20 protein-coding genes are annotated in these 21,101 nt (G+C 62.7%); 12 read left to right on the plus strand and 8 right to left on the minus strand.

Annotation, left to right across the window (positions count from 1 at the left end):
- Positions 1–46 precede the first annotated feature (46 nt).
- Positions 47–1,201, minus strand: a complete 1,155-nt coding sequence (locus tag EP376_RS10010; RefSeq protein ID WP_127655399.1) for a phosphoserine transaminase — start codon at positions 1,199–1,201, stop codon at positions 47–49.
- A 157-nt stretch (positions 1,202–1,358) separates the two neighbouring features.
- On the opposite strand from EP376_RS10010, the gene serB reads away from it, so the two are divergent.
- Entirely contained in the window at positions 1,359–2,231 is an 873-nt protein-coding gene (gene serB / locus EP376_RS10015; protein ID WP_127655400.1) for a phosphoserine phosphatase SerB, read from the plus strand.
- Here the strand turns inward: serB and EP376_RS10020 are convergent.
- Complete coding sequence (locus EP376_RS10020; protein ID WP_127655401.1) at positions 2,201–3,142, minus strand: threonine/serine dehydratase; 942 nt, start codon at positions 3,140–3,142, stop codon at positions 2,201–2,203. The genes serB and EP376_RS10020 overlap by 31 nt on opposite strands.
- A 77-nt stretch (positions 3,143–3,219) precedes the next feature.
- On the opposite strand from EP376_RS10020, the gene EP376_RS10025 reads away from it, so the two are divergent.
- Entirely contained in the window at positions 3,220–4,071 is an 852-nt protein-coding gene (locus tag EP376_RS10025) for an LOG family protein (RefSeq protein ID WP_127655402.1), read from the plus strand.
- Between the two features lie 49 nt (positions 4,072–4,120).
- Here the strand turns inward: EP376_RS10025 and EP376_RS10030 are convergent, their stop codons facing one another.
- Genes EP376_RS10030 through EP376_RS10040 form a run of 3 tightly spaced genes read right to left on the minus strand, consistent with a single transcriptional unit; the run spans position 4,121 to position 7,371 of the window.
- Positions 4,121–5,239, minus strand: coding sequence for a Gfo/Idh/MocA family protein (locus EP376_RS10030; RefSeq protein WP_164744901.1), 1,119 nt, complete (start codon positions 5,237–5,239; stop codon positions 4,121–4,123).
- A gap of 14 nt (positions 5,240–5,253) precedes the next feature.
- A complete protein-coding gene (locus EP376_RS10035) occupies positions 5,254–6,306 on the minus strand; it encodes a sugar phosphate isomerase/epimerase family protein (protein WP_127655403.1) in 1,053 nt (350 codons plus the stop codon).
- Positions 6,307–7,371 (minus strand): LacI family transcriptional regulator, encoded by a 1,065-nt coding sequence (locus tag EP376_RS10040; RefSeq protein WP_127655404.1) that lies wholly within the window; start codon positions 7,369–7,371, stop codon positions 6,307–6,309. It abuts the gene before it with no gap.
- 174 nt (positions 7,372–7,545) lie between these two features.
- Here EP376_RS10040 and EP376_RS10045 point away from each other — a divergent pair, with 174 nt between their 5' ends.
- The 7 genes from EP376_RS10045 to EP376_RS10075 all read left to right on the plus strand — a co-directional run bounded on the left by EP376_RS10045 (position 7,546) and on the right by EP376_RS10075 (position 16,216).
- Entirely contained in the window at positions 7,546–8,781 is a 1,236-nt protein-coding gene (locus EP376_RS10045; protein ID WP_240652449.1) for an ABC transporter substrate-binding protein, read from the plus strand.
- Between the two features lie 104 nt (positions 8,782–8,885).
- On the plus strand, positions 8,886–9,821 hold the full coding sequence (locus tag EP376_RS10050) for a carbohydrate ABC transporter permease (protein ID WP_127655405.1): 936 nt from the start codon (positions 8,886–8,888) through the stop codon (positions 9,819–9,821).
- Between the two features lie 109 nt (positions 9,822–9,930).
- Entirely contained in the window at positions 9,931–10,836 is a 906-nt protein-coding gene (locus EP376_RS10055) for a carbohydrate ABC transporter permease (RefSeq protein WP_203331002.1), read from the plus strand.
- Between the two features lie 5 nt (positions 10,837–10,841).
- Positions 10,842–11,924, plus strand: a complete 1,083-nt coding sequence (locus tag EP376_RS10060) for an ABC transporter ATP-binding protein (RefSeq protein ID WP_127655407.1) — start codon at positions 10,842–10,844, stop codon at positions 11,922–11,924.
- Positions 11,921–14,329, plus strand: coding sequence for a beta-mannosidase (locus tag EP376_RS10065; protein ID WP_127655408.1), 2,409 nt, complete (start codon positions 11,921–11,923; stop codon positions 14,327–14,329). Before EP376_RS10060 ends, EP376_RS10065 begins: the two co-directional genes overlap by 4 nt.
- Positions 14,326–15,069: a sugar phosphate isomerase/epimerase family protein gene (locus EP376_RS10070; protein ID WP_127655409.1), complete on the plus strand. Its 744-nt coding sequence runs from the start codon at positions 14,326–14,328 to the stop codon at positions 15,067–15,069. The genes EP376_RS10065 and EP376_RS10070 overlap by 4 nt, the downstream gene beginning before the upstream one ends.
- A gap of 13 nt (positions 15,070–15,082) precedes the next feature.
- Positions 15,083–16,216 carry a Gfo/Idh/MocA family protein gene (locus EP376_RS10075; protein WP_127655410.1) on the plus strand — a complete coding sequence of 378 codons (1,134 nt, stop codon included), beginning with the start codon at positions 15,083–15,085 and terminating at the stop codon, positions 16,214–16,216.
- A gap of 22 nt (positions 16,217–16,238) precedes the next feature.
- Here the strand turns inward: EP376_RS10075 and EP376_RS10080 are convergent, their stop codons facing one another.
- The 3 genes from EP376_RS10080 to EP376_RS10090 all read right to left on the minus strand — a co-directional run bounded on the left by EP376_RS10080 (position 16,239) and on the right by EP376_RS10090 (position 18,817).
- Positions 16,239–17,003, minus strand: coding sequence for a hypothetical protein (locus EP376_RS10080; RefSeq protein ID WP_127655411.1), 765 nt, complete (start codon positions 17,001–17,003; stop codon positions 16,239–16,241).
- The gene (gene rlmN, locus EP376_RS10085; RefSeq protein WP_127655412.1) at positions 17,000–18,190 is read right to left on the minus strand and encodes a dual-specificity RNA methyltransferase RlmN; all 1,191 of its coding nucleotides are present in this window, start codon (positions 18,188–18,190) and stop codon (positions 17,000–17,002) included. Before rlmN ends, EP376_RS10080 begins: the two co-directional genes overlap by 4 nt.
- Positions 18,191–18,286: 96 nt before the next feature.
- Positions 18,287–18,817 (minus strand): invasion associated locus B family protein, encoded by a 531-nt coding sequence (locus EP376_RS10090; protein WP_127655413.1) that lies wholly within the window; start codon positions 18,815–18,817, stop codon positions 18,287–18,289.
- A gap of 197 nt (positions 18,818–19,014) precedes the next feature.
- Here EP376_RS10090 and EP376_RS10095 point away from each other — a divergent pair, with 197 nt between their 5' ends.
- The 3 genes from EP376_RS10095 to EP376_RS22970 all read left to right on the plus strand — a co-directional run bounded on the left by EP376_RS10095 (position 19,015) and on the right by EP376_RS22970 (position 21,092).
- Complete coding sequence (locus EP376_RS10095) at positions 19,015–20,010, plus strand: asparaginase (protein WP_127655414.1); 996 nt, start codon at positions 19,015–19,017, stop codon at positions 20,008–20,010.
- A gap of 89 nt (positions 20,011–20,099) precedes the next feature.
- Complete coding sequence (gene dapD, locus EP376_RS10100) at positions 20,100–20,927, plus strand: 2,3,4,5-tetrahydropyridine-2,6-dicarboxylate N-succinyltransferase (protein WP_127655415.1); 828 nt, start codon at positions 20,100–20,102, stop codon at positions 20,925–20,927.
- A 15-nt stretch (positions 20,928–20,942) separates the two neighbouring features.
- Entirely contained in the window at positions 20,943–21,092 is a 150-nt protein-coding gene (locus tag EP376_RS22970) for a hypothetical protein (RefSeq protein ID WP_164744902.1), read from the plus strand.
- Positions 21,093–21,101 lie beyond the last annotated feature (9 nt).

A 21,101-nucleotide genomic window follows, 5' to 3' on the forward strand; every position in this document is an offset into this window, starting at 1 on the left:
GACTCTTTGAAAGAGTCCGGGACGATTTCCTGATAGGAAATCGGGCTCAGGCGGCTTGGGCCTGCGCCTCGATTTCAGCGTGGAAGGCCCAGTCGAGCCACGGCAGCATCGCCTCGATGTCGGCGGTCTCGACCGTGGCGCCGCACCAGATGCGCAGACCTGCCGGCGCATCGCGATAGGCGCCGATGTCGAGCGCGACGCCTTCGGCCTCGAGGCGCTTGGCCACCGCCTTGGCGAAGGCCGCGCCATCCGCGATCGCGGGATCGGTGAACTTCAGGCAAACGCTGGTGTTCGACCTGGTCGCCGGATCCTCGGCCAGGTTCGCGATCCAGTCGCGGGAGTCGCAGAAATCCCAGATCGCCTGCGCATTCGCGTCGGCCCGGGCCTGCAGGGCCGCGAGGCCACCGATCGATTGCGCCCAGTCGAGCGCAAAGAGGTAATCCTCAACCGCCATCATCGATGGCGTGTTGATCGTCTCGCCCCGGAAGATGCCGTCGATGAGCTTGCCGCCCTTGGTCAGGCGAAAGATCTTGGGAAGCGGTCTGTCGGGCGTATAGCTTTCCAGCCGTTCGACTGCGCGGGGGCTGAGGATCAGCATCCCGTGCGCGGCCTCGCCGCCCATCACCTTCTGCCAGGAAAAGGTCGTCACATCGAGCTTGTCCCAGGGCAGATCCTGCGCGAAGGCGGCACTCGTGGCGTCGCAGATCGTCAGGCCTGCGCGATCCGCCGGGATCGCATCGCCATCGGGCATCCGAACGCCGGATGTGGTTCCATTCCACGTAAAGACGACGTCGCGATCATAATTCAGCGCGGCCATATCGACGATGTGCCCGTAATCGGCGCGATGCACATTGGCATCCAGCCTGAGCTGCTTGACCGCGTCGGTGACCCAGCCTTCGCCAAAGCTTTCCCATGCGACCATCTCGACGGGGCGTTCGCCCAGCATCGTCCACATCGCCATCTCGACGGCGCCGGTGTCAGAGGCCGGCACGATGCCGACGCGGTAACCATCGGGCACGCCCAGAATCTCGGCCGTGAGGTCAATCGCGCGCTTGAGGCGCTCCTTGCCGATCGCGGCGCGATGCGACCGCCCAAGGGGCGCGTCGGCTACGGCTTCGGGTGTCCATGTGGGGGGTTTGGCACAGGGGCCGGACGAAAAACGCGGGTTGGCCGGCCGCGTGGCCGGGGTTTTGATCGCCATTTCTGGTATCCTTACAGATAATCGCCCCTCGTTGGGGAGGGGTGTCCCGCCGCCGCTGATACGGCGAAGGCCGGCCTTCCACAACAGCCAAAATGTCGCTAGACCGCCGTTCGATCGCCTGAAAGCGACGTGTCTGTTCACGATAGGAAACCTGCCGATGTTCACCGTCTCGCTGATCGCACCTCCGGGGCGGCTTGATCCCGAACTCGCCACCTCCCTTCGCAACGCCTGGGGCGGCCGCGATCTGGACTGGCTGTCACCCGATGAGGCGGCGGAGTTCGAAATCGAGACGCGCCCCGCGCATGAGGACGATGTCTGGCAAACCCTGCAGGCCTCTTCCGTGGATCTGGCAATCCAGCGATCCGAAAGCCGCCGCAAACGCATCCTGATCGCGGACATGGATTCGACCATGATCCAGCAGGAATGCATCGACGAACTGGCCGCCGAGGCCGGGGTCGGCGAGCGGGTCGCCGCAATCACGGCCCGCGCCATGAACGGGGAGCTGGATTTCGAAGATGCGTTGCGCGAACGGGTGGGCCTTCTTGCGGGACTTCCGGTTTCGATCATCACCAAGGTTCTTCAAGACCGCATCACGCTGATGCCGGGCGGACCAGAGCTTGTCGCGACCATGCGGGCAAACGGGGCCTATGCCGCGCTTGTCTCAGGCGGGTTCACACGGTTCACGGGGCCCATCGCCCAGCGGCTCGGGTTTCATGAAAACCGCGCCAACACCCTGCTGGAAGAGCATGGCGTTCTGACCGGCAAGCCCGGCGATCCGATCCTCGGTCGCGAGGCAAAGGTCACGGCTCTCGAGGAGATCTCGGAGCGTCTATCCATCACGCCCGCGGATGCGATCGCAGTGGGTGACGGCGCCAACGATCTTGGCATGTTGCAGCTGGCTGGAACGGGGGTCGCCCTGCATGCAAAGCCCTCGGTTCAGGCGCAGGCGCGCATCCGGATCAACCACGGCGATCTGACAGCGCTTCTGTTCCTGCAGGGCTATGCCCGCTCTGAGTTCGTCGCCGGATAGGGCGAGGTGGAGGGGTTTGCCCCGCACAGCAGAACCGCAACCCGCTCCCCGGGCTCGGGCTTGTATGCACCGCTGATAAGCGCCGCAAGCGCCGTCGCCCCCGCAGGCTCGACCACCTGACGAAGCCTCCGCCACAACAGGTGCTGGGCCGCGAGGATATCCGCGTCTTCGACCAGAACCGACGGCATGCCCGTCGCCTTTGCCAGATCAAAGCAGATGCGGCCGATCCGTTGGGCCCCCAGCGCGTTGGCGGCAATGCCCGACACCTCGACATCGACAGGCTGCCCCTCGTGCAGGGCACGGTTCAGCGACGGGGCCAGAACGGGTTCGACCCCGACGACCTTGCGCCGTGTCCCGATCCAGGCGAGCGCCCCGGCGATCAGGCCGCCACCGCCCACGGCGATGAGGATCGTATCGGCCGCAAGGCCCTGCTCCTCCCATTCCGCCATGACGGTGCCCTGACCGGCCACCGTCTCGGGCGTGTCATAGGCGTGGATCTGCATTGCACCGGTGCGTGCCTGATACTCTTGTGCGGCCTTGTAGGCGTCGACATAGGCGCCGGGCAACACGGTCAGATCGGCACCCGTCTCGCGGATCAGGGCAATCTTTTCAGGGCCTGCAATCTCGGGCACGAAGATCGCGGCATGGTGGCCAAGGCGCGTCGCGGCATGGGCCACAGCCGCGCCGTGATTGCCGCCAGATGCCGCGACGACCCCGCCTTCCGGCACCTCCCCCGAAAGCAGCGTGTTGAAGGCGCCACGCGGCTTGAACGACCCGGTAACCTGGACATGCTCGAACTTCAGCTCAAGCTCCCGATCCTCGAGAATATCGTTCACGACCATGACCGGGGTCCGCCGGACATGTGGGCGGATGCGGGCGAACGCGGCCTCGACATCGGTACGGCTGCTCATGGAAGAGGCCCCTCGTGATTGGACAAGACCGAGCGACCCTGCCATCACTTCCCGGTAACCGGCAAGGATGATCAGTGATGAAAGACGATACCAGACGCCACCTGTTCCGCGACAGCCACGAAGACAGCATCACGGCCCGCGGGGTCCCCGAGACACCGCAAACGATAGCACCGTCGTACCGGCTTGCCTTTTCGGATGACGATTTCCTTTGCCGCGAAGAGCTCCGCCCCGTGCGGCTTCAACTGGAGCTGCTCAAGCCCGAAATGCTGATGAACGAGGCCGGCGTCGTCTCGACCATCGTGATGTTCGGCGGCGCCCGCATTCCCGAGCCCGCCAAGAAGGGCAAAGCCCGAACCCAGACGCTTGCCGACCTGTCGTCCTACTACGACGAGGCCCGCAAATTCGCGCGCCTGATCACCGAGAGGTCATCCCACACGAACGGGTCCGAGAACGTGATCGTCACGGGGGGCGGGCCCGGCGTCATGGAGGCGGGCAACCGGGGCGCGTCCGAGGCGGGCGGCAAATCCATCGGGCTGAATATCGTTCTGCCGCACGAGCAGGCGCCCAACGAATACGTCACCCCAGAGCTGTGCTTCAATTTCCACTATTTCGCGATCCGGAAGATGCATTTCCTGATGCGGGCCCGGGCGATCTGCATCTTTCCCGGCGGTTTCGGCACGTTGGACGAGATGTTCGAATCGCTGACCCTGATCCAGACCGGCCGGATGCAGCAGGTGCCGTTCCTCCTGTTCGGACGCACATTCTGGGAAAAGATCATCAATTGGGATGCGCTCGCCGAGGCCGGCACCATTTCGGAAGACGATCTCAAGCTGTTCCGGTTCGTCGAAACGGCGGAAGAGGCGATTGCAGCGATAGATGACTGGCCCGGCGCCGGTCAGAAGCGCGACGTCATTCCCGGGCGCGGATAGCGGCGACGACCGCAACAGACGTCATGGTGTCTGTTGCGGTCTGATCTTGTTATCGGGCAATCCAGCTTCCGTCGGCCGCCGAGGATTTCTGGCAGGCCTCGATGAACCACATGCCGTCGAGACCGTCTTCGATCCCGGGCAGATAGCTGCCATCGCCCTCGCCAAGGATGACGTCGGCCGCATCGGTATAGAGGTTCGCGAACCCTTCGAGATAGCCCTCCGGGTGACCGGGCGGGATACGGGTCCATTGAGCTGCACCGCCGCCAAGGCCAGCACCGCCGCGGGTGATCAGCTGCTTGGGCTCTCCGAACCGGGCAAAGGTCATGACGTTGGGGTTTTCCTGGCCCCATTCGAGGCCGGCCTTGTCGCCATAAATCCGCAGGCGCAACCCGTTCTCGTTTCCGACAGCGACCTGGCTTGCCCAGATCGTGCCGCGTGCGCCGCCTTCGAACCGCAGGCGGATGTGGGCGTTGTCGTCGACCTGCCGGCCTTCGACAAAGGAATGCAGTTCCGCCGAAAGAGCCTCGGGCGTCTGGCCGCTCACGAACATGGCGAGGTTGAACGCATGGGTCCCGATATCGCCGATCGCCCCGGCGCCCGCCTGTTTCGGATCGGTGCGCCAGTCGGCCTGCTTGTTCGAGGCGGGCTCGGTCAGCCAATCCTGCACGTATTCGGCATGAACCATGCGGATCTTGCCCAGATCACCGCGCGCGATCATCGCCTTGGCCTGCCGCATCAGCGGATAGCCGGTGTAATTGTGCGTCAGGATGAACCGCGCCTTGGACCGCTTGCAGGCATCGGCGATCTGCTGTGCCTGTTCGGCGGTGGCCGCCAGCGGCTTGTCGCAGATCACGTTGATCCCGGCCTCGAGAAAGGCGATCGCGGGGCCGGCGTGCATGTGGTTCGGCGTCACGATGGACACCGCGTCGATCCCGTCCTCGCGTGCGGCCTCTTTCGTGGCCATCTCCTCGTAGGATGCATAGGATCGATCCGGCGCGATCAGAAGCTCGGCCGCGCTGGCTGCCGCGCGATCGGGATCGGACGACAAAGCTCCTGCCACAAGGTCATAGCGGTCGTCGATGCGGCTCGCGATGCGGTGGACTGCGCCGATGAACGCGCCCTGCCCGCCCCCGACCATTCCAAGGCGAACCCGTCTTTTCGTCGTCATGTCATTGTCCTTCTTCAAAGTCCCAGCATGGTGCGGATCGCGGCCTCGTCGCGTTCCCCGCCTGCGAAATCGTCGAACGCCTTGTCGGCGCGGTCGATCAGGTGGCGCGCGATGAACGGCGCGCCCTCTGCCGCGCCCTGTTCGGGCGACTTGATGCAGCATTCCCATTCGAGAACCGCCCAGCTGTCATATCCATATTGCGTCAGCTTTGAAAAGATCGCCGGGAAGTTCACCTGCCCGTCGCCAAGGCTCCGGAACCGGCCGGCCCTGTCAATCCAGGGCTGATACCCGGAATAGACGCCCTGTCGCCCGTCGGGGTTGAACTCGGCGTCCTTGACGTGAAACGCGTTGATGCGGTCGTGATACAGGTCGATGAACGCGAGGTAATCCATCTGCTGCAGCAGGAAATGCGATGGATCATAGTTGATCATCGCGGCCACATGGCCCCCGCAGGCATCGACGAACATCTCGAAGGTGGCGCCGTCGAAAACGTCTTCGCCGGGGTGAATCTCGTATCCGATGGACACGCCGTGATCGGCATAATGGTTGAGGATCGGCGTCCAGCGGCGGCCCAACTCGGCAAAGGCCTCTTCGATCAGGCCGTCGGGGCGCTGCGGCCATGGGTAAAGATAGGGGAATGCCAGCGCACCGGTAAAGCTGACCGAGGCACTCAGCCCCAGCCGTTCAGAGGCAACGGCGGCCTTTTTCACCTGATCGACAGCCCATGCCTGCCGCTTGGCCGGATTGCCACGCATCGCCTCGGGTGCAAAGGCGTCGAAGGCAACGTCATAGGCCGGGTTCACCGCGACCAGCTGTCCCTGAAGATGGGTCGAAAGCTCGGTGATCTCGACACCGGCATCGGCGCAGATTCCCTTGACCTCGTCACAATAGGTCTGACTTTCGGCGGCCTTGTCGAGATCGAACAGCCGGCCATCGAACGTCGGGATCTGCACGCCCTTGTATCCAAGATCAGCCGCCCACTTCGTGATCGCCGGCAGGCTGTTGAACGGCGCCTCGTCCCCTGCGAATTGCGCAAGGAAGAGGGCCGGACCCTTGATCTGGCTCATCTATGTCGTCTCCTTTGACTGAAGTGTCAGGCCCTGGCCTGGTATTTCGAGTTCCTGCATCGGAGGCGCATCGGGATTACGGATCGCATCGATGGCCGCCATCGCGAGGAATTCACCCGCTCTCGCCACGTCCTCATACATCGCAATCACCGGTGGACGAAACATCTGAAGGACCGGAATCGCTTCTTTCGAAACGACGTCGAAATCCGTCCCGATCACGCGGCCCTTGGCTTCGAATGCGGCGATCAGCGCCATGGCCGACGAGGTAGAGCCGCAGATGATCCCGTCCGGGGCATTCGGCTCATCGAGGAGCTCGGCCACCCGGGCCATCACTTCGCTGCCGGGGCTGTCGCTTGTCACGCGAGACAGGACAGACATCCGCACGCCCAACTCCCGCGCCATGGTCATCGCGCCGTCGCGCATCTCCATCGAATAGTTCTGGGTCTTGGGCGGCGCGACAAGAACGATGTTCCGCCGGTTCCGCTTGGTCAGTTCAGAAACGGCCAATTGACCGAAAACCCCGTTGTCATAGTCGAAATAGGCATGCTGATCGCGCCAGTCGGACCGGCCATGCGTGGCGAAGGGAAACTTCTTCTCCATCAGGTAGGCGACCCGCGGATCCTGAGGTTCGATCTGGTTCATGACAATCGCGTCCGCCGACCCGGTCTCGACGATATAGCGGATCGGGCGCATCGGATCCTCATCGGGAAAGAACGGCGTCACGATCAGGTGAAACTGCGTGCCGCGCAGATGCCCCGCGAGCGACGAGATCAGCCGCGCCGTGTGATTCATCATGTCGTGCTGCGTCGACAGGACGAGGCTGATCACATTCGTCCGCCCTGTCCGGAGCCGCACACCCGCGCGATTCGGGACATAGCCGATTTCATCCGCAATCCGTCGGACCCGTTTCTTCGTTTCCGCCCCGATATCGGGCGCGTCGTTCAATGCGCGCGACACTGTTGGAACGGCAAGGCCGCTCAACATGGAAATCGTCTTCAGCGTCGGCTTCTCGCCGCGGCGAATCGGCGACTGCAGGCGTCTGCCGGGTTCGGGCTTCTTGGCCATCTTCTCCCCCACGCGACCCGCGAACCGGCCGCGACTCGTTCATCGGTTAAGGAAAAACCCAGTCAGAGCAAATGCCAACAGGGTTTTGAGATCATCCGAGATTACATGTTGCCACACGAAACTAAATCGATATAGAAATTTCTACAACGATTTAGAACCAGGGAGGAGAGAATCGTGAAACTGACAACAAAACTGCTTGCGGCGACCGCGATGGTGTCGGCTGCATCGGCCGCGAACGCGGTCGAACTCGAGGTCATGCACTGGTGGACTTCGGGCGGTGAAGCCGCCGCTGTCGGCAAGTTTGCCGAAGCCGTCAACGAGCGCACCGAGCACACATGGATCGATGGCGCGATCGCCGGTGGCGGCGATACCGCACGCCCGGTCATGGTGTCGCGCATCATCGGTGGCGATCCGCCGGCCGCGTTCCAGTTCAACCACGGCCGCCAGGCCGAGGAACTGATCGAAGCGGGCCTGATGCTTGACCTGACCGACGTCGCCGAAGCCGAAGGCTGGGAAGACATCGTCAACCCGCCGTCCCTCCTTGACGCCTGCACCGTCGATGGCCGCGTCTATTGTGCGCCCGTCAACATCCACTCGTGGCAGTGGATGTGGCTGTCGAACGCCGCGTTCGAGAATGCCGGCCTCGAGGTTCCCTCGAGCTGGACCGAGTTCGTTGCCATGGCGCCCGCACTGCGCGAAGCCGGCATCGTGCCTCTCGCCATGGGCGGCCAGTCCTGGCAGCAGTCCGGCGCCTTCGGCGTCATGAACGTCGCGCTTGCCGGCGAGGACCTCTGGTTCCGCATCAACCGCGACAAGGATGCCAGCGCCGTGCGCAGCCCGGAATTCCGTGCTGTTCTCGAAGCTTTCGGCGAAGCCCGTAACCTGGCCGAAGGCCTTGACGTTCTGGACTGGAACCTCGCCACCGCCGCAGTGATCGAAGACCGCGCCGCGGCACAGATCATGGGTGACTGGGCGCAGGGCGAATTCCAGGTTGCCGGCGAAGTCGAAGGTGAAGACTACACCTGCCTTGCCGGTCTTGGTGAGACCGCGATCCTGTCGACCGGTGGTGACGCCTTCTACTTCCCGGTCACCGGCGATCCCGAGATCGAAGCAGCCCAGAAGGAAATGGCAGCGCTGCTGCTGTCGCCCGAGGTGCAGGTTTCGTTCAACTCCGCGAAAGGCTCCCTGCCGATCCGTGGTGACGTCGACCTGACGACCGTCAATGCCTGCACGCAGACCGGCCTCGACCTGCTGGCCAACGGTAACGTGATGCCCGACGGCAACCAGCTGATCGCGCCCGACGCTCAGTCGCAGATCAACGACCTGATGACCGAGTTCTGGAACGATCCTGCCATGTCGATCGACGACGTGCAGGAGCGCTATGCGCAGATCATCGAAAACGCGAGCTGATAAGCCTCGTTTTCTGACATCGAGAGTGGGCTCCGCAAGGGGCCCACTCCTCACGCCGGGGATCGTGCGACGACAGGACGTCCCGTTGTCATAGGGAGGGCATCATGGCGATTGCCGAGAGCGGTGAGACGACGGTCACAAGACGGACCGCGGCCGCAAAGAAACCAATCCGACTTTTCCGCAACCTGTGGTCCAAGATCGCGCTGACCCCGATGATCCTGACCGCCGTGGTCGTGTTCATGGGCGGGACGATCTGGACGATTGTCTATTCCTTCACCAACAGCGGGCTTCTGCCGCGTCTGAACTGGGTTGGCCTCGATCAGTACGAACGCCTCTGGTCCACCGCGAAATGGATCGTATCGATCAAGAACCTCGCGATCTATGGCGTCTTCAGCCTCACCTTCACACTTGTGATCGGGTTTGTTCTGGCGGCCCTTCTGGATCGCAAGATCCGGTTCGAGGACACGTTCCGAACCATCTTTCTGTATCCCTTTGCGCTGAGCTTCATCGTCACCGGCCTTGTCTGGCAGTGGATCCTGAACCCCGAGTTCGGCATCCAGGGCATCGTGCGCGGCTGGGGATGGGAGAGCTTTACGTTCAACCCGCTGAACGATCCTGAAATCGTGATGTTCGGCCTTCTGATCGCCGGTCTCTGGCAGGGCACGGGCCTGATCATGTGCATCATGCTGGCAGGCCTGCGCGGCATCGACGAAGATATCTGGAAGGCCGCCCGCGTCGACGGGATCGGCGTGGTCAAGACCTATGTCCAGATCATCATCCCGATGATGCGTCCGGTCTTCGTGACGGCCGTCGTGCTGATCACCAGCGGCATCATCAAGCTGTATGACCTTGTCGTCGCGCAGACCGCGGGCGGGCCGGGCATCGCGTCCGAGGTGCCTGCGAAATACGTCATGACCACCATGTTCGGCGGTCAGAACCTTGGCCAGGGCTTTGCAGCCTCGACGATGATGCTGCTGAGCGTGGTGATCATCCTGATCCCCTGGGCACTTCTCGAATTCGGAGGACGCAAGCGTGGCTAACATCGACGCCCTGAACGCGACCGGCGCCGCGACCGCATCCGTCGCCCCCCGCCTGTCCGACGGCCCGCGCGGCCCGAAACCCAAGAGCGCGCTGAGCCCGCGCAACATCATGCTCTATGGCACGCTGTTGATCGTGTCGATCTACTACCTTCTTCCGCTTTACGTGATGATCGTCACGTCGCTGAAGGACATGGCCGAAATCCGGATGGGCAACGTCTTTTCCCCGCCGGTCGACGTGACCTTCCAGCCCTGGGTCAAGGCCTGGGCCGAGGCCTGCACCGGCGTGAATTGCGACGGGCTGAGCCGCGGATTCTGGAACTCGGTCCGGATCCTCATCCCGTCGGTTCTGCTCAGCATGACGATCGCCCTGATCTCGGGCTACACGCTGTCGAAATGGAAGTTCAAAGGCTCCGAAGTCTTCTTCACGATCCTTCTCGTGGGCGCCTTCATTCCTTACCAGGTGATGCTCTATCCGATTGTGATCGGCCTGCGCGAAGTCGGCGGTTTCATGACCGATATCTATCAGGGCACATGCGGGCTTTTCACCGCAGCCGAAGGTGCGTGCCGGGGCCGTGTCCAGCTTTTCGGATCGTTGTCGGGGCTTGTGATCGTGCACACGATCTTTGGCCTGCCGATCAACGTTCTGCTGTTCCGCAACTACTTTGCATCGATCCCCGATGAATTGTTCAAGGCGGCGCGTGTCGACGGGGCGGGCTTCTGGGGGATCCTGATCCGGATCATCCTGCCCATGTCCCTGCCGATCATCGTGGTGTCGGGCATCATCCAGGTCACCGGCATCTGGAACGACTTCCTGTTCGGGGTCGTCTACACCCGGGCCGAAAGTTACCCGATGACCGTCCAGCTCAACAACATCGTCAACTCGGTGCAGGGGATCAAGGAATACAACGTCAACATGGCGGCAACCCTTCTGACCGGGCTTGTTCCTCTCGTCGTGTATTTCTTCTCCGGCAAACTATTCGTTCGCGGCATCGCCGCCGGCGCCGTGAAAGGCTGAACCAAATGACCAACAATTCCGTCGAAATCCGTGACCTGGATCTGCATTTCGGGGCAGTGAAGGTTCTGCAGCAGCTCAACCTCGATATCCATGAAGGCGAATTCCTCGTTCTTCTGGGATCGTCGGGCTGCGGCAAATCCACCTTGCTGAACTGCATCGCGGGCCTTCTTGAAATCACCGATGGCCAGATCTGGATCAAGGGCGAGAACGTCACCTGGGCCGAGCCGTCGCAGCGCGGCATCGGGATGGTGTTCCAGTCCTACGCGCTCTATCCGCAGATGACGGTGCGCGGGAACCTGTCCTTCGGTCTGAGAAATGCCCGCGTGCCGAAGGACGAGATCGAACGCCGGGTCAGCCGTGCGGCCGAGGTCCTGCAGATCGGGCCGCTTCTCGATCGCAAGCCTGCGGCCTTGTCGGGCGGGCAGCGTCAGCGTGTGGCGATCGGCCGTGCGCTGGTGCGGGATGTGGATGTGTTCCTCTTCGACGAGCCTCTGTCCAACCTCGACGCCAAATTGCGCGCCGATCTTCGGGTCGAACTCAAGCGGCTGCACAACCAGCTTGAAAACACGATGATCTACGTCACCCACGACCAGGTCGAGGCGATGACACTGGCCGACCGGATCGCGATCATGAAGGGCGGCAAGATCATGCAGTTGGGCACGCCCGACGAGATCTATAACCGGCCACAGAACCTCTATGTCGCGGATTTCATCGGGTCACCGTCGATGAATTTCATCCAAGGCAAGGTCAACGGCATGACCTTCACTGCCGGCGATCTGTCGATGCCGCTCGATGGCTACCAGTTCAGCGGCCCCCAGACCGACGGCCAGACCGCGACGATCGGCATCCGCCCCGAACACGTCATCACCGGCGAGTTGGTGGCGAATGCTCCGATGCGGACAACCGTCAACGTCGATATCGTCGAACCGATGGGTTCGGACACGCTCGTCTGGGCCGATCTGGCCGGGAAGCCGTTCCGCATCCGGATGGATGGGCAGGCCACCGTTTCGCACGGTGACTCGCTCGAGATCGGGCTCGACCTCGCCCGCTCGTCCCTGTTCGATACGCAAAGCGAGCTGCGTCTGTGACACAAGCCGACCTGACGGGTGTCTGGTCATTGCGCGATGCACAGGGCACCCATAGTTGCGACTTCGCCCTGCCGGGAGACGGGATAACGGCCCTGCATCAAGCGGGCCTGATCCCCGATCCCTATTGGGGACGAAACGAATACGACCTGCGCTGGATCTGCGAACAAGACTGGATCGCCACGCGAAGTTTCGAGATCGAGGATGACGATGTCGTCCTCGTTCTTTCACAAGTCGATACGGTTGCAACGGTCAGCGTCAACGGAACCGAAGTCGCCCAGCTGGAGAATGCGTTTCGAAGCTATCGGATTTCCCTCGCCGGCATCGCGCGGACGGGGCGGAATGAAATTGCCATCACCTTTCATTCCCCCGTCGAGGCCGGGCGCAAGAAACAGGACGCCCATCCTTTCGAGATTCCTTGGTCGACGAATTGTCCGATCCCCTTCGGGAACTTCCTACGCAAGCCCGCCTGCGACTTTGGCTGGGACTGGAACATCGCGCTGGCGCCATTTGGTATCTATGGCGACATCCGGATCGAAAAGGCCGGTGCCGACAGGATCGCGCGGCTTGAAATCGCGCAGAGACACGACGCCGGCACCGTCACGCTTGATCTTGTGGCACAGATGGAGGGAACCGCGACCGAGGCGCGTTTTGAAATCGCGGATCAGGTCGCATCGGCGTCGGTCGACGGCGGCATAGCGCGGGCGCGCATCACGATCACCGACCCGAAACTATGGTGGCCCGCGGGCCAGGGCGATCAGCCGCTTTACGATCTGACAGTCAGCGCAGGCACGGCCAAGGCCCATCGCCGGATCGGACTGCGCCGCCTCGATCTGATCACCGAACCCGACGAGGCGGGCCTCGGCTTCAAGTTTCGGGTCAACGGACGGGACGTCTTCGCCAAGGGTGCGAACTGGATCCCTGCCGAGGCGCTCCCGGGACAGATCACGCAGGAGGGCGTCGCGGCGCTTCTGAAATCGGCTGTCGATGCGAACATGAACATGATCCGCATCTGGGGCGGCGGACGATACGAGCCGTCATGGTTCTACGATCTGTGCGACGAAATGGGGTTGATGGTCTGGCAGGACTTCATGTTCGCCTGCAACCTCTACCCGTCCGACCCCGCTTTCCTAAACGAGGTCACCGCCGAGGTCGAAGAGAACGTGGCCCGCCTTCATCATCACGCCTGTCTGGCCCTGTGGTGCGGCGACAACGAACTGATCGGCGCGCTGACATGGTATGACGTCAGCCGGAAGGATCGCGACCGCTATCTGGTGAACTATGACCGGCTCAACCGCACGGTCGAACTGGCCCTGCGCCGCACAGATCCTCATGCCAATTGGTGGCCCTCCTCGCCCAGCCCGGGACCGCTGAGTTTCGGCGATGCCTGGCACGACGACGGTTCGGGCGACATGCATTTCTGGTCGGTCTGGCACGAGGGCCGCGATTTCGAACATTACCGCGACGTCTCGCCCCGGTTCTGTTCCGAATTCGGGTTCCAGTCCTACCCTTCGATGGAGGCGATCCGCCGCTTCGCCGGGCCCGAGGATTTCAACATCGCGGCCCCGGTTCTGGAAAGCCACCAGAAGAACGCGGGCGGCAATGCCCGCATTGCAGAGACGATGTTTCGCTACTTCCGCTGGCCCGAGAAGTTCGAGGATTTCGTCTGGCTCAGCCAGCTGCAGCAGGGGCTTGCGATCAAGACGGCAGTGCAGCACTGGCGCGGCCTGCGCCCGCATTGCATGGGCACGCTGATCTGGCAGCTGAACGATACCTGGCCCGTCTGTTCGTGGTCATCGCTCGATCACGGCGGCGGCTGGAAACTGATGCATTACATGGCGCGGGATTTCTATCGGCCCGTCGCGGTAATTCCGGTCCCGGGCGAGACGGGAATCGAGCTTCGCGCTGTCAACGACGGCCCCCGCGAAGAACAGCTCAAGGTCACCGCCTTTGCCGCCGACATGAAGGGCACCGCCCGGCAACTGGCCGAGGCCGATGTCACCGTGGCAGGCAGCGCCGTCACCGCGCTGACCGTGCCGGAGAGCGCGCTTGGCGATCAGGAGATGCTGACCTTCGTCTGGACTGACAGTTCGGGACAGATGGCAGGTGACGTCTTTGCGCCGCGCCCTTACAAGACCTATGATCTCGAAGCGCCGAACCTGAGCCATACGGCCGAAAAGTCCGGCGACATCTGGAAACTGACGATCCGGACAGAGGCGCTGGCCCATTTCGTGACCGCCGAGGCGGATTGCCCCGGCAGGTTCAGCCTGAACGGATTTGCCCTTTTTCCCGGCCACCCGGCCGAGATCACCTTTGTCGCGCAGGACCCGACGGACACGCCGTCCTTCATCTTGCGCGATCTATATAACGCCACAATGGCGACCACGGAAGGAAGACCCCGATCATGACCACCATCGCCTATCAGCTTTATTGTTCCCGCAAGTTCCCACCTGTTTCGGCGACACTCAAGATGCTTGCAAATACCGGGTATACCGCCGTCGAGGGCTATGGCGGTCTGTTCGATGACGTCGATGGCCTTGCCGCCGCAATGGCCGAAAACGGGCTGTCGATGCCGTCTTCCCATATCGGGCTCGATATGGTCGAGGGTGATCCCGCAAGGACCCTCGAGATCGTGAAGAAGCTGGGGATCGAAAAGGTCATCGTGCCCCATATCGCGCCCGACCAGCGGCCGTCTGATGCCGCCGGATGGGCGGCGTTCGCGACCCGCGTGGCCGAGGCCGGCAAGCCGTTCCTTGACGCAGGTCTCGTCTATGGCTGGCACAACCATGATTTCGAACTGGTCGAACTTGACGACGGCCAGACCCCGCTTGATCACCTTGCAGGGCAGGACGGCATCTCGCTTGAACTCGACCTTGGATGGGTGCGCATCGCGGGCAAGGATCCGGCCTCCAAGATCCGCAAATACGGCAAGTCGCTGACCGCCGTTCACGTCAAGGACATCGCGCCCAAGGGCGAGTGCGCTGACGAGGATGGCTGGGCCGACGTGGGGCACGGCATCATGGACTGGCCAAAGATCAACGAGGCGCTTGCCAAGGTCGGTGTGACACATCTCGTCGCCGAACACGACAACCCCAATGATGACGCCCGCTTTGCCAAGCGGTCGCTCGAATCCATCAAAGCGTTCTGAAGCGGAGCCTCACATGTCCAAACTCGGAGTCGGCATCATCGGATGCGGCAATATCTCGACCAGCTATCTCAAGCTGGCGCCTCTGTTCAAATCCCTGGACCTTCGGGCCGTGGCCGACATCAACATGTCGGCCGCCCGCGCCAAGGCCGAGGAATTCGGCGTCAGGGCCGAAACGGTCGAAGACCTTCTGAAGGCATCCGACATCGACGTCGTGGTGAACCTGACGATCCCCGACGCGCATTTCGCTGTCACCAAGGCGATCCTTCAGGCCGGCAAGCACGCCTATTCGGAAAAGCCTTTTGTCCTGTCCATCGACGAGGGCAAGGAGCTGCGTGATCTTGCGGCCGCAAAGGGCCTGCGCCTCGGCTCGGCACCCGATACCTTCCTCGGTGGCGCCCATCAGCAGGCGCGTTCGCTGATCGACGCGGGCGAGATCGGACGCGTCATCGGTGGCACGGCCCATGTCATGAACCACGGGATGGAAGGCTGGCACCCCAACCCGGACTTCTTCTACAATCCCGGCGGTGGCCCCGTTCTGGACCTTGGGCCGTATTACGTCACCAACCTGATCCAGCTTGTCGGACCGGTGAAATCGGTGGGCGCGCTTGCCACGACGACGTTTGCCGAACGCACCATCGGCAACGGCGATCGCAAGGGCGAGACGCTGACGGTCAAGACGCCGACGAACATCCATGCCCTGCTCGAGTTCCACAATGGTGCGACGATCACGCTGTCCGCCAGCTGGGACATCTGGGCCCATACCCACCGCAACATGGAGATCTATGGCGAAACGGGATCGCTGATCGTGCCGGACCCCAACTTCTTTGGCGGAACGGTGGAAAAGGCCGGCGAACAGGGTGGCTTCGCACCGCTGGACGCGACCGATCATCCCTTCGGCGTGACCAACCTCAAGGACAATGCCGGAAACGATCGCGCCAACTATCGCTGTGCGGGCCTTGCCGACATGGCAACCGCCATCGACGAGGGGCGCCCGCATCGGTGCAGCCTCGAACTGGCGCTTCACGCCGTCGACGTGATGCTGTCGATCCTGAAATCGTCGGATGAACGGCGGATGCTGGACTTGACGACGACCTGCGATCAGCCTGCAGCCCTGTCACCTGACGAGGCCCGCGCCCTGTTGGCCTGAACGATCTGAGGGTCCCCGTCCGTCAGTGCAGGACGGGGGCCTTCGCCTCGGGCGCCAGCCCGCGCAATTCCGCGATCACGGACGCAAAGCTACGGGTCAGCGCGGGATCCTTTTCCCTCTCACCGGACATCATCTCCTCGATCTGCGGTTTCAGGTCCTTGGCGCGGCGGGTCAGCGCGATCATCCGGATCGAATGATTTGCCTTCGACCAGGTGGGGATCAGAAACGCCGGCGGCGGGCCGTCGATCGCGCTTTCAGCCTCTGGCGTGGCATCCCCGATGATCCTGTGCCCGAAGAGAACCTGACCCGGAACAAAGAGATAGATCGAAAGGTTGCGCGACGGCTCGATAAGTTCGACGACGTTGAATTCCGTCCGCATCAGGATCTCGTAGGACGCGATTTCATTGAGCGGTGCGAAATGGCCGAGCGGCAGGCTCTTTTGCGGCAGCTTGAGCAGGGTCTGAACCGATTGAAGCACCTCGGGCAGCGACCTGGCGCCGACGGTCTCGAGAAACCGTTTCATCATTGTCTGGGACGGCTTTTCGTTCTTGACGATCCGGCCGTCGGGCAGGGCCTTGGGCACGAAGAACCCCAGGCCGTTGGGCAATGGAACAGATCCTTTGGGCGACAGGCGCACCTGTGCCTCGCCCTTGCGGGTTTCCTTGTCCCAGGCCCAGACGATGGCCGAACGGCCCGCCGCCATCTGCGGGTCGGACAGCAGCGCGGAGCGCAGCCCCTCGGGGATCGAGCGAACCTCGAAGGCGATGCCACCAATGGTGATTTTCATGAGTGATCCAGTCCTGCCTCTGCCGCGATCTGGGCACGGCTCTTGCGCGCGCGTTCGGTCGCCGATTTCAACTGCCCGCAGGCAGCCATGATATCTTCGCCGCGTGGCGTCCGGATCGGGCTGGCGTAACCCGCCTGCATCAGGATCGTGGCAAACGCGCGGATGCGGTTGTTGGACGACCGTTCATAGGGCGCACCGGGCCATTCGTTGAACGGGATCAGGTTCACCTTGGCGGGAATGCCATCAAGAAGCTTGACCAGACGGCGCGCGTCATCGTCGCTGTCGTTCACACCGTCCAGCATCACGTATTCGAACGTGATCCTCTCGGAATTCGTGGCCTTGGGATATTCGCGCAGCGCATCAAGAAGCGCCTCGATATTCCAGCGCTTGTTGATCGGAACCAGCTTGTCGCGCACCTCGTCCGTCGTCGCATGGAACGACACCGCCAGAAGGCAGCCGATCTCATCGGCCGTGCGTGCGATCTCGGGCACCACGCCCGAAGTGGACAGCGTGATCCGCCGACGGCCCAGCGCGATGCCTTCGCCATCCATGGCGATCTTCATCGCGTCGCGCACATTCTCGAAGTTATAGAGCGGCTCGCCCATGCCCATCAGAACGATGTTGGACAACAGACGGGTCTCATCCTTGGGCGCGCCCTGCTCGGGCCATTCACCCAGATCGTCACGTGCCAGCATGATCTGGCCCACGATTTCTGACGGCGTCAGGTTACGGACAAGCTTTTGCGTGCCGGTATGGCAGAACGAACAGGTCAGCGTGCAGCCAACCTGGCTCGAGATGCACAACGTGCCGCGCCCCTCTTCGGGGATATAGACGGTTTCGACCTCGTGCCCGCCGGCGATCCGCACAAGGTACTTGCGCGTCCCGTCCTGGCTGACCTGGCGCGAAACAATCTCGGGCAAGGTTATCTCGAACTTATCGGCGAGCATCGCGCGATAATCCTTGGCAAGGTTCGTCATCAGCGCGAAATCACGGACGCCCCAATGATAGACCCATTGCCACAGCTGGTTCGTCCGCATCCGGGCCTGCTTTTCCGGCGTGCCGGCGGCAACCAGCGCCTCTTGCAGGGCGGGCCGGGTCAGGCCGACAAGGTTGACCTTCTCGCCTACGTCCAGCTTGCGCGGTATCGTCAGAAAATCCTGTGCAATGGGTGCCTTGGCGTCCGTCATCGCATTCATCCCGATTGAAAGACCAGCCTGATACCGCAAAAAACGGCCCCCGAAAAGGGACCGTCTTCAACGGTGGGACCTATCCTGTAACTGCAATCAGCCCGAGCAGCGGCGTTCCGCTTCTTCGACCGAGGCTGTAAAGCCCAGCAATGAGAATGTGTCCTGTGTCTGCGTTCCGCGACCGGACACGCCTGTCAGCACCGCCTGCGAGCCCCGCTTCATCGCAGCGACGATCCGGGCGTCTTCTTCCGGGGTCGCGGGCCAGGCCCATTCACCCTCGGTGAAAAGCTCGAATTCCGTGCCGTCGATATCAAGCGACACCGTGGAGCCGGAGGCAAACGGATAGCCGCCGGTAAAGGTCACCTGCCCCGCGACATTCTGGCTGGGGCGGTAGAACACGAAGAGCAGCGTCTCGCCGCGTCGCACCTGAACAGGTTCCCCGTTGCGGGTGTTGAGTTGTTCCTTGGGGGCGGAAACGCCAAAGCATTCCCGGGGATCGCTTTCCTCGAAGACACTCCAATCGGTCGCGGCAGCGACACGGTTGGTGGCCTCTTCCTGCGCTGCGGCGGCGAACGCCGTGCAGGTGAAGGCCGCTGTCCAGAGGATGCGCTTAAATCCTGAGGTCATCGTGAGAACTCCAAACTGTCCTTGCCTCTGTCGTCACCCCTGCCGCACAGGCGCGTCTTGCGGCGCCTTTTGCGCTGGAAGGAGCATGTTCAACGCGATAGCCAGAGGCATAGCAAGAAATTGCCCACAGGGGAAAGCCCTGATCGGGTGCCGGCGGCGGCGGATTGCCGCCCTCCATGCGATAGAGGATTTCGGGGATGAAAGGTGACGTCGAACTGATCGAGGTGACCCGCGGTGGTCGGGTCGAGTCGGTGCATCGTGGACATATCGCGATTTGTGACGGCGCGGGCCGGATCGTCGAGGCCTGGGGCGCGCCAGAAACCGTCGTGTTTCCCCGGTCCTCCTGCAAGATGATCCAGGCCCTGCCGCTGATCGAAAGCGGGGCGGCGGATGCATTCGGGCTTGGGTCGGAACAGCTGGCGCTGGCCTGCGCGAGCCATAGCGGCGCTCCCTACCAGACCGGCCCCATCGGTAAGTGGCTTGCAGAGCTGGGCCTGACCGACGACGCCTATCGCTGCGGCAAGCAGGCCCCTGACGACGACGAAACGAACAGGGCGATGATTCGCGCGGGCGAAGCGCCGTGCCGCATCCATCACACCTGCTCGGGCAAGCATACGGGCTTTCTCACGCTGGCCCGGCATCTGGGTGCGGGGCCTGAATACAACGATCCCGACCACCCCGTTCAGACCGCGTTTCTTCAGACCTTCGAAGAACTGACCGACGAAAAGAGCGAGGGATTCGGGATCGACGGGTGTTCGGCGCCAAACTTCACGACATCCCTGCAGGGTCTTGCCCGGGCAGCCGCCACATTCGCCACCGCCCGCCAGCGCGGCGACAGCCGGTCCAAGGCCCAGACCCGCATCATCGAGGCAATGATGGCGCATCCCCACCTTATTTCGGGGCATGGCACCTCCTGCACCGAATTGATGCGATTGGCGCAAGGCAAGGCCGCGATCAAACGTGGTGCAGACGGGATGTATGTCGCCATCCTGCCTGATCTGGGGCTTGGCATCGCGATCAAGATGTCCGACGGCGCCGATCGCGGCCGCAACGCGGTGATCGCCAATCTGCTTGACCGCTTCGGCGTCCTGCCGAAGGGCGCCGCCGCCGAACACTGGACGGCCCCGCCCGTGCACAATGCAGACGGGATCGAAACGGGACAGATCAGGCCGGCGCCCGCCTTCCTTGGCTGACGGGCTCGCACCAAACGGCGGCAGGCATTGTCTGCCCCGACCCTCCCCTATATAGACCGCCGAAACCGCATTTTCGGAGATTTCACGCCATGTCCAATGCCCAGCTCGAAACCGCCATCGAAGCCGCGTGGGAAGAGCGTGACACGATCACGCCTGCCACCACCGGCGAGACGCGCGAAGCGATCGAAGATACGCTCGATGCGCTCGACAGCGGGGACCTGCGGGTGGCAGAACGGCAGGATAATGGCGACTGGCACGTCAACCAATGGGCCAAGAAGGCCGTGCTTCTGGGTTTTCGCATCAAGGACATGGAATTCCAGTCGGGCGGACCGCAGGGTTCGGGCTGGTGGGACAAGGTAGACAGCAAGTTCGCGGGCTGGGGCGATGACGATTTCGGCGAAGCCGGTTTCCGCGCCGTACCCAATTGCATCGTCCGCAAGTCGGCGTTCATCGCGCCCGGCGTGGTTCTGATGCCGTCCTTCGTGAACCTCGGCGCCTATGTCGACAGCGGCACCATGGTCGACACATGGGCCACGGTGGGCAGCTGCGCCCAGATCGGCAAGAACGTGCACCTGTCGGGTGGCGTGGGTATCGGCGGCGTGCTTGAGCCGATGCAGGCCGGCCCCACGATCATCGAGGACAATTGCTTCATCGGGGCCCGGTCCGAAGTCGTCGAAGGCTGCATCGTCCGCGAAGGATCCGTCCTTGGCATGGGCGTCTTCATCGGCAAGTCCACCAAGATCGTGGATCGCGAGACCGGCGAAGTCATGTATGGCGAAGTGCCGCCCTATTCGGTGGTTGTCGCCGGTTCCATGCCCTCCAAGAACGGTGTGAACCTTTATTGCGCGGTGATCGTGAAGCGGGTGGACGAGCAAACCCGTTCGAAGACAGGCATCAACGAGCTTCTTCGCGACTAGGGTCGGATCGGGCCCATGTTCGACGGATCAACATCCGGCCGCGGGCTTGACTCGCAGGCCGGGTTGATCCTGTTCCTTGTCGTCGCTGTCGTGTCGGTCGTGTTGTGGTTCGTCTTCGAACGGCATCACCGGCGATCTGACCGTGACGACGACGATCAGAACTGACGCCTCGCG

This window comes from Alexandriicola marinus, assembly GCF_004000435.1.
GTDB classification, from domain to species: Bacteria; Pseudomonadota; Alphaproteobacteria; order Rhodobacterales; family Rhodobacteraceae; genus Alexandriicola; species Alexandriicola marinus.

Excerpts from the sequence above, each read along its gene's own strand:
- EP376_RS10010 (WP_127655399.1), bottom strand. The coding sequence starts at position 1,201 with ATGGCGATCAAAACCCCGGCCACGCGGCCGGCCAACCCGCGTTTTTCG.
- serB (WP_127655400.1), top strand. The coding sequence starts at position 1,359 with ATGTTCACCGTCTCGCTGATCGCACCTCCGGGGCGGCTTGATCCCGAA.
- EP376_RS10020 (WP_127655401.1), bottom strand. The coding sequence starts at position 3,142 with ATGAGCAGCCGTACCGATGTCGAGGCCGCGTTCGCCCGCATCCGCCCA.
- EP376_RS10025 (WP_127655402.1), top strand. The coding sequence starts at position 3,220 with ATGAAAGACGATACCAGACGCCACCTGTTCCGCGACAGCCACGAAGAC.
- EP376_RS10030 (WP_164744901.1), bottom strand. The coding sequence starts at position 5,239 with ATGACGACGAAAAGACGGGTTCGCCTTGGAATGGTCGGGGGCGGGCAG.
- EP376_RS10035 (WP_127655403.1), bottom strand. The coding sequence starts at position 6,306 with ATGAGCCAGATCAAGGGTCCGGCCCTCTTCCTTGCGCAATTCGCAGGG.
- EP376_RS10040 (WP_127655404.1), bottom strand. The coding sequence starts at position 7,371 with ATGGCCAAGAAGCCCGAACCCGGCAGACGCCTGCAGTCGCCGATTCGC.
- EP376_RS10050 (WP_127655405.1), top strand. The coding sequence starts at position 8,886 with ATGGCGATTGCCGAGAGCGGTGAGACGACGGTCACAAGACGGACCGCG.
- EP376_RS10055 (WP_203331002.1), top strand. The coding sequence starts at position 9,931 with ATGCTCTATGGCACGCTGTTGATCGTGTCGATCTACTACCTTCTTCCG.
- EP376_RS10060 (WP_127655407.1), top strand. The coding sequence starts at position 10,842 with ATGACCAACAATTCCGTCGAAATCCGTGACCTGGATCTGCATTTCGGG.
- EP376_RS10070 (WP_127655409.1), top strand. The coding sequence starts at position 14,326 with ATGACCACCATCGCCTATCAGCTTTATTGTTCCCGCAAGTTCCCACCT.
- EP376_RS10075 (WP_127655410.1), top strand. The coding sequence starts at position 15,083 with ATGTCCAAACTCGGAGTCGGCATCATCGGATGCGGCAATATCTCGACC.
- EP376_RS10080 (WP_127655411.1), bottom strand. The coding sequence starts at position 17,003 with ATGAAAATCACCATTGGTGGCATCGCCTTCGAGGTTCGCTCGATCCCC.
- rlmN (WP_127655412.1), bottom strand. The coding sequence starts at position 18,190 with ATGACGGACGCCAAGGCACCCATTGCACAGGATTTTCTGACGATACCG.
- EP376_RS10090 (WP_127655413.1), bottom strand. The coding sequence starts at position 18,817 with ATGACCTCAGGATTTAAGCGCATCCTCTGGACAGCGGCCTTCACCTGC.
- EP376_RS10095 (WP_127655414.1), top strand. The coding sequence starts at position 19,015 with ATGAAAGGTGACGTCGAACTGATCGAGGTGACCCGCGGTGGTCGGGTC.
- dapD (WP_127655415.1), top strand. The coding sequence starts at position 20,100 with ATGTCCAATGCCCAGCTCGAAACCGCCATCGAAGCCGCGTGGGAAGAG.
- EP376_RS22970 (WP_164744902.1), top strand. The coding sequence starts at position 20,943 with ATGTTCGACGGATCAACATCCGGCCGCGGGCTTGACTCGCAGGCCGGG.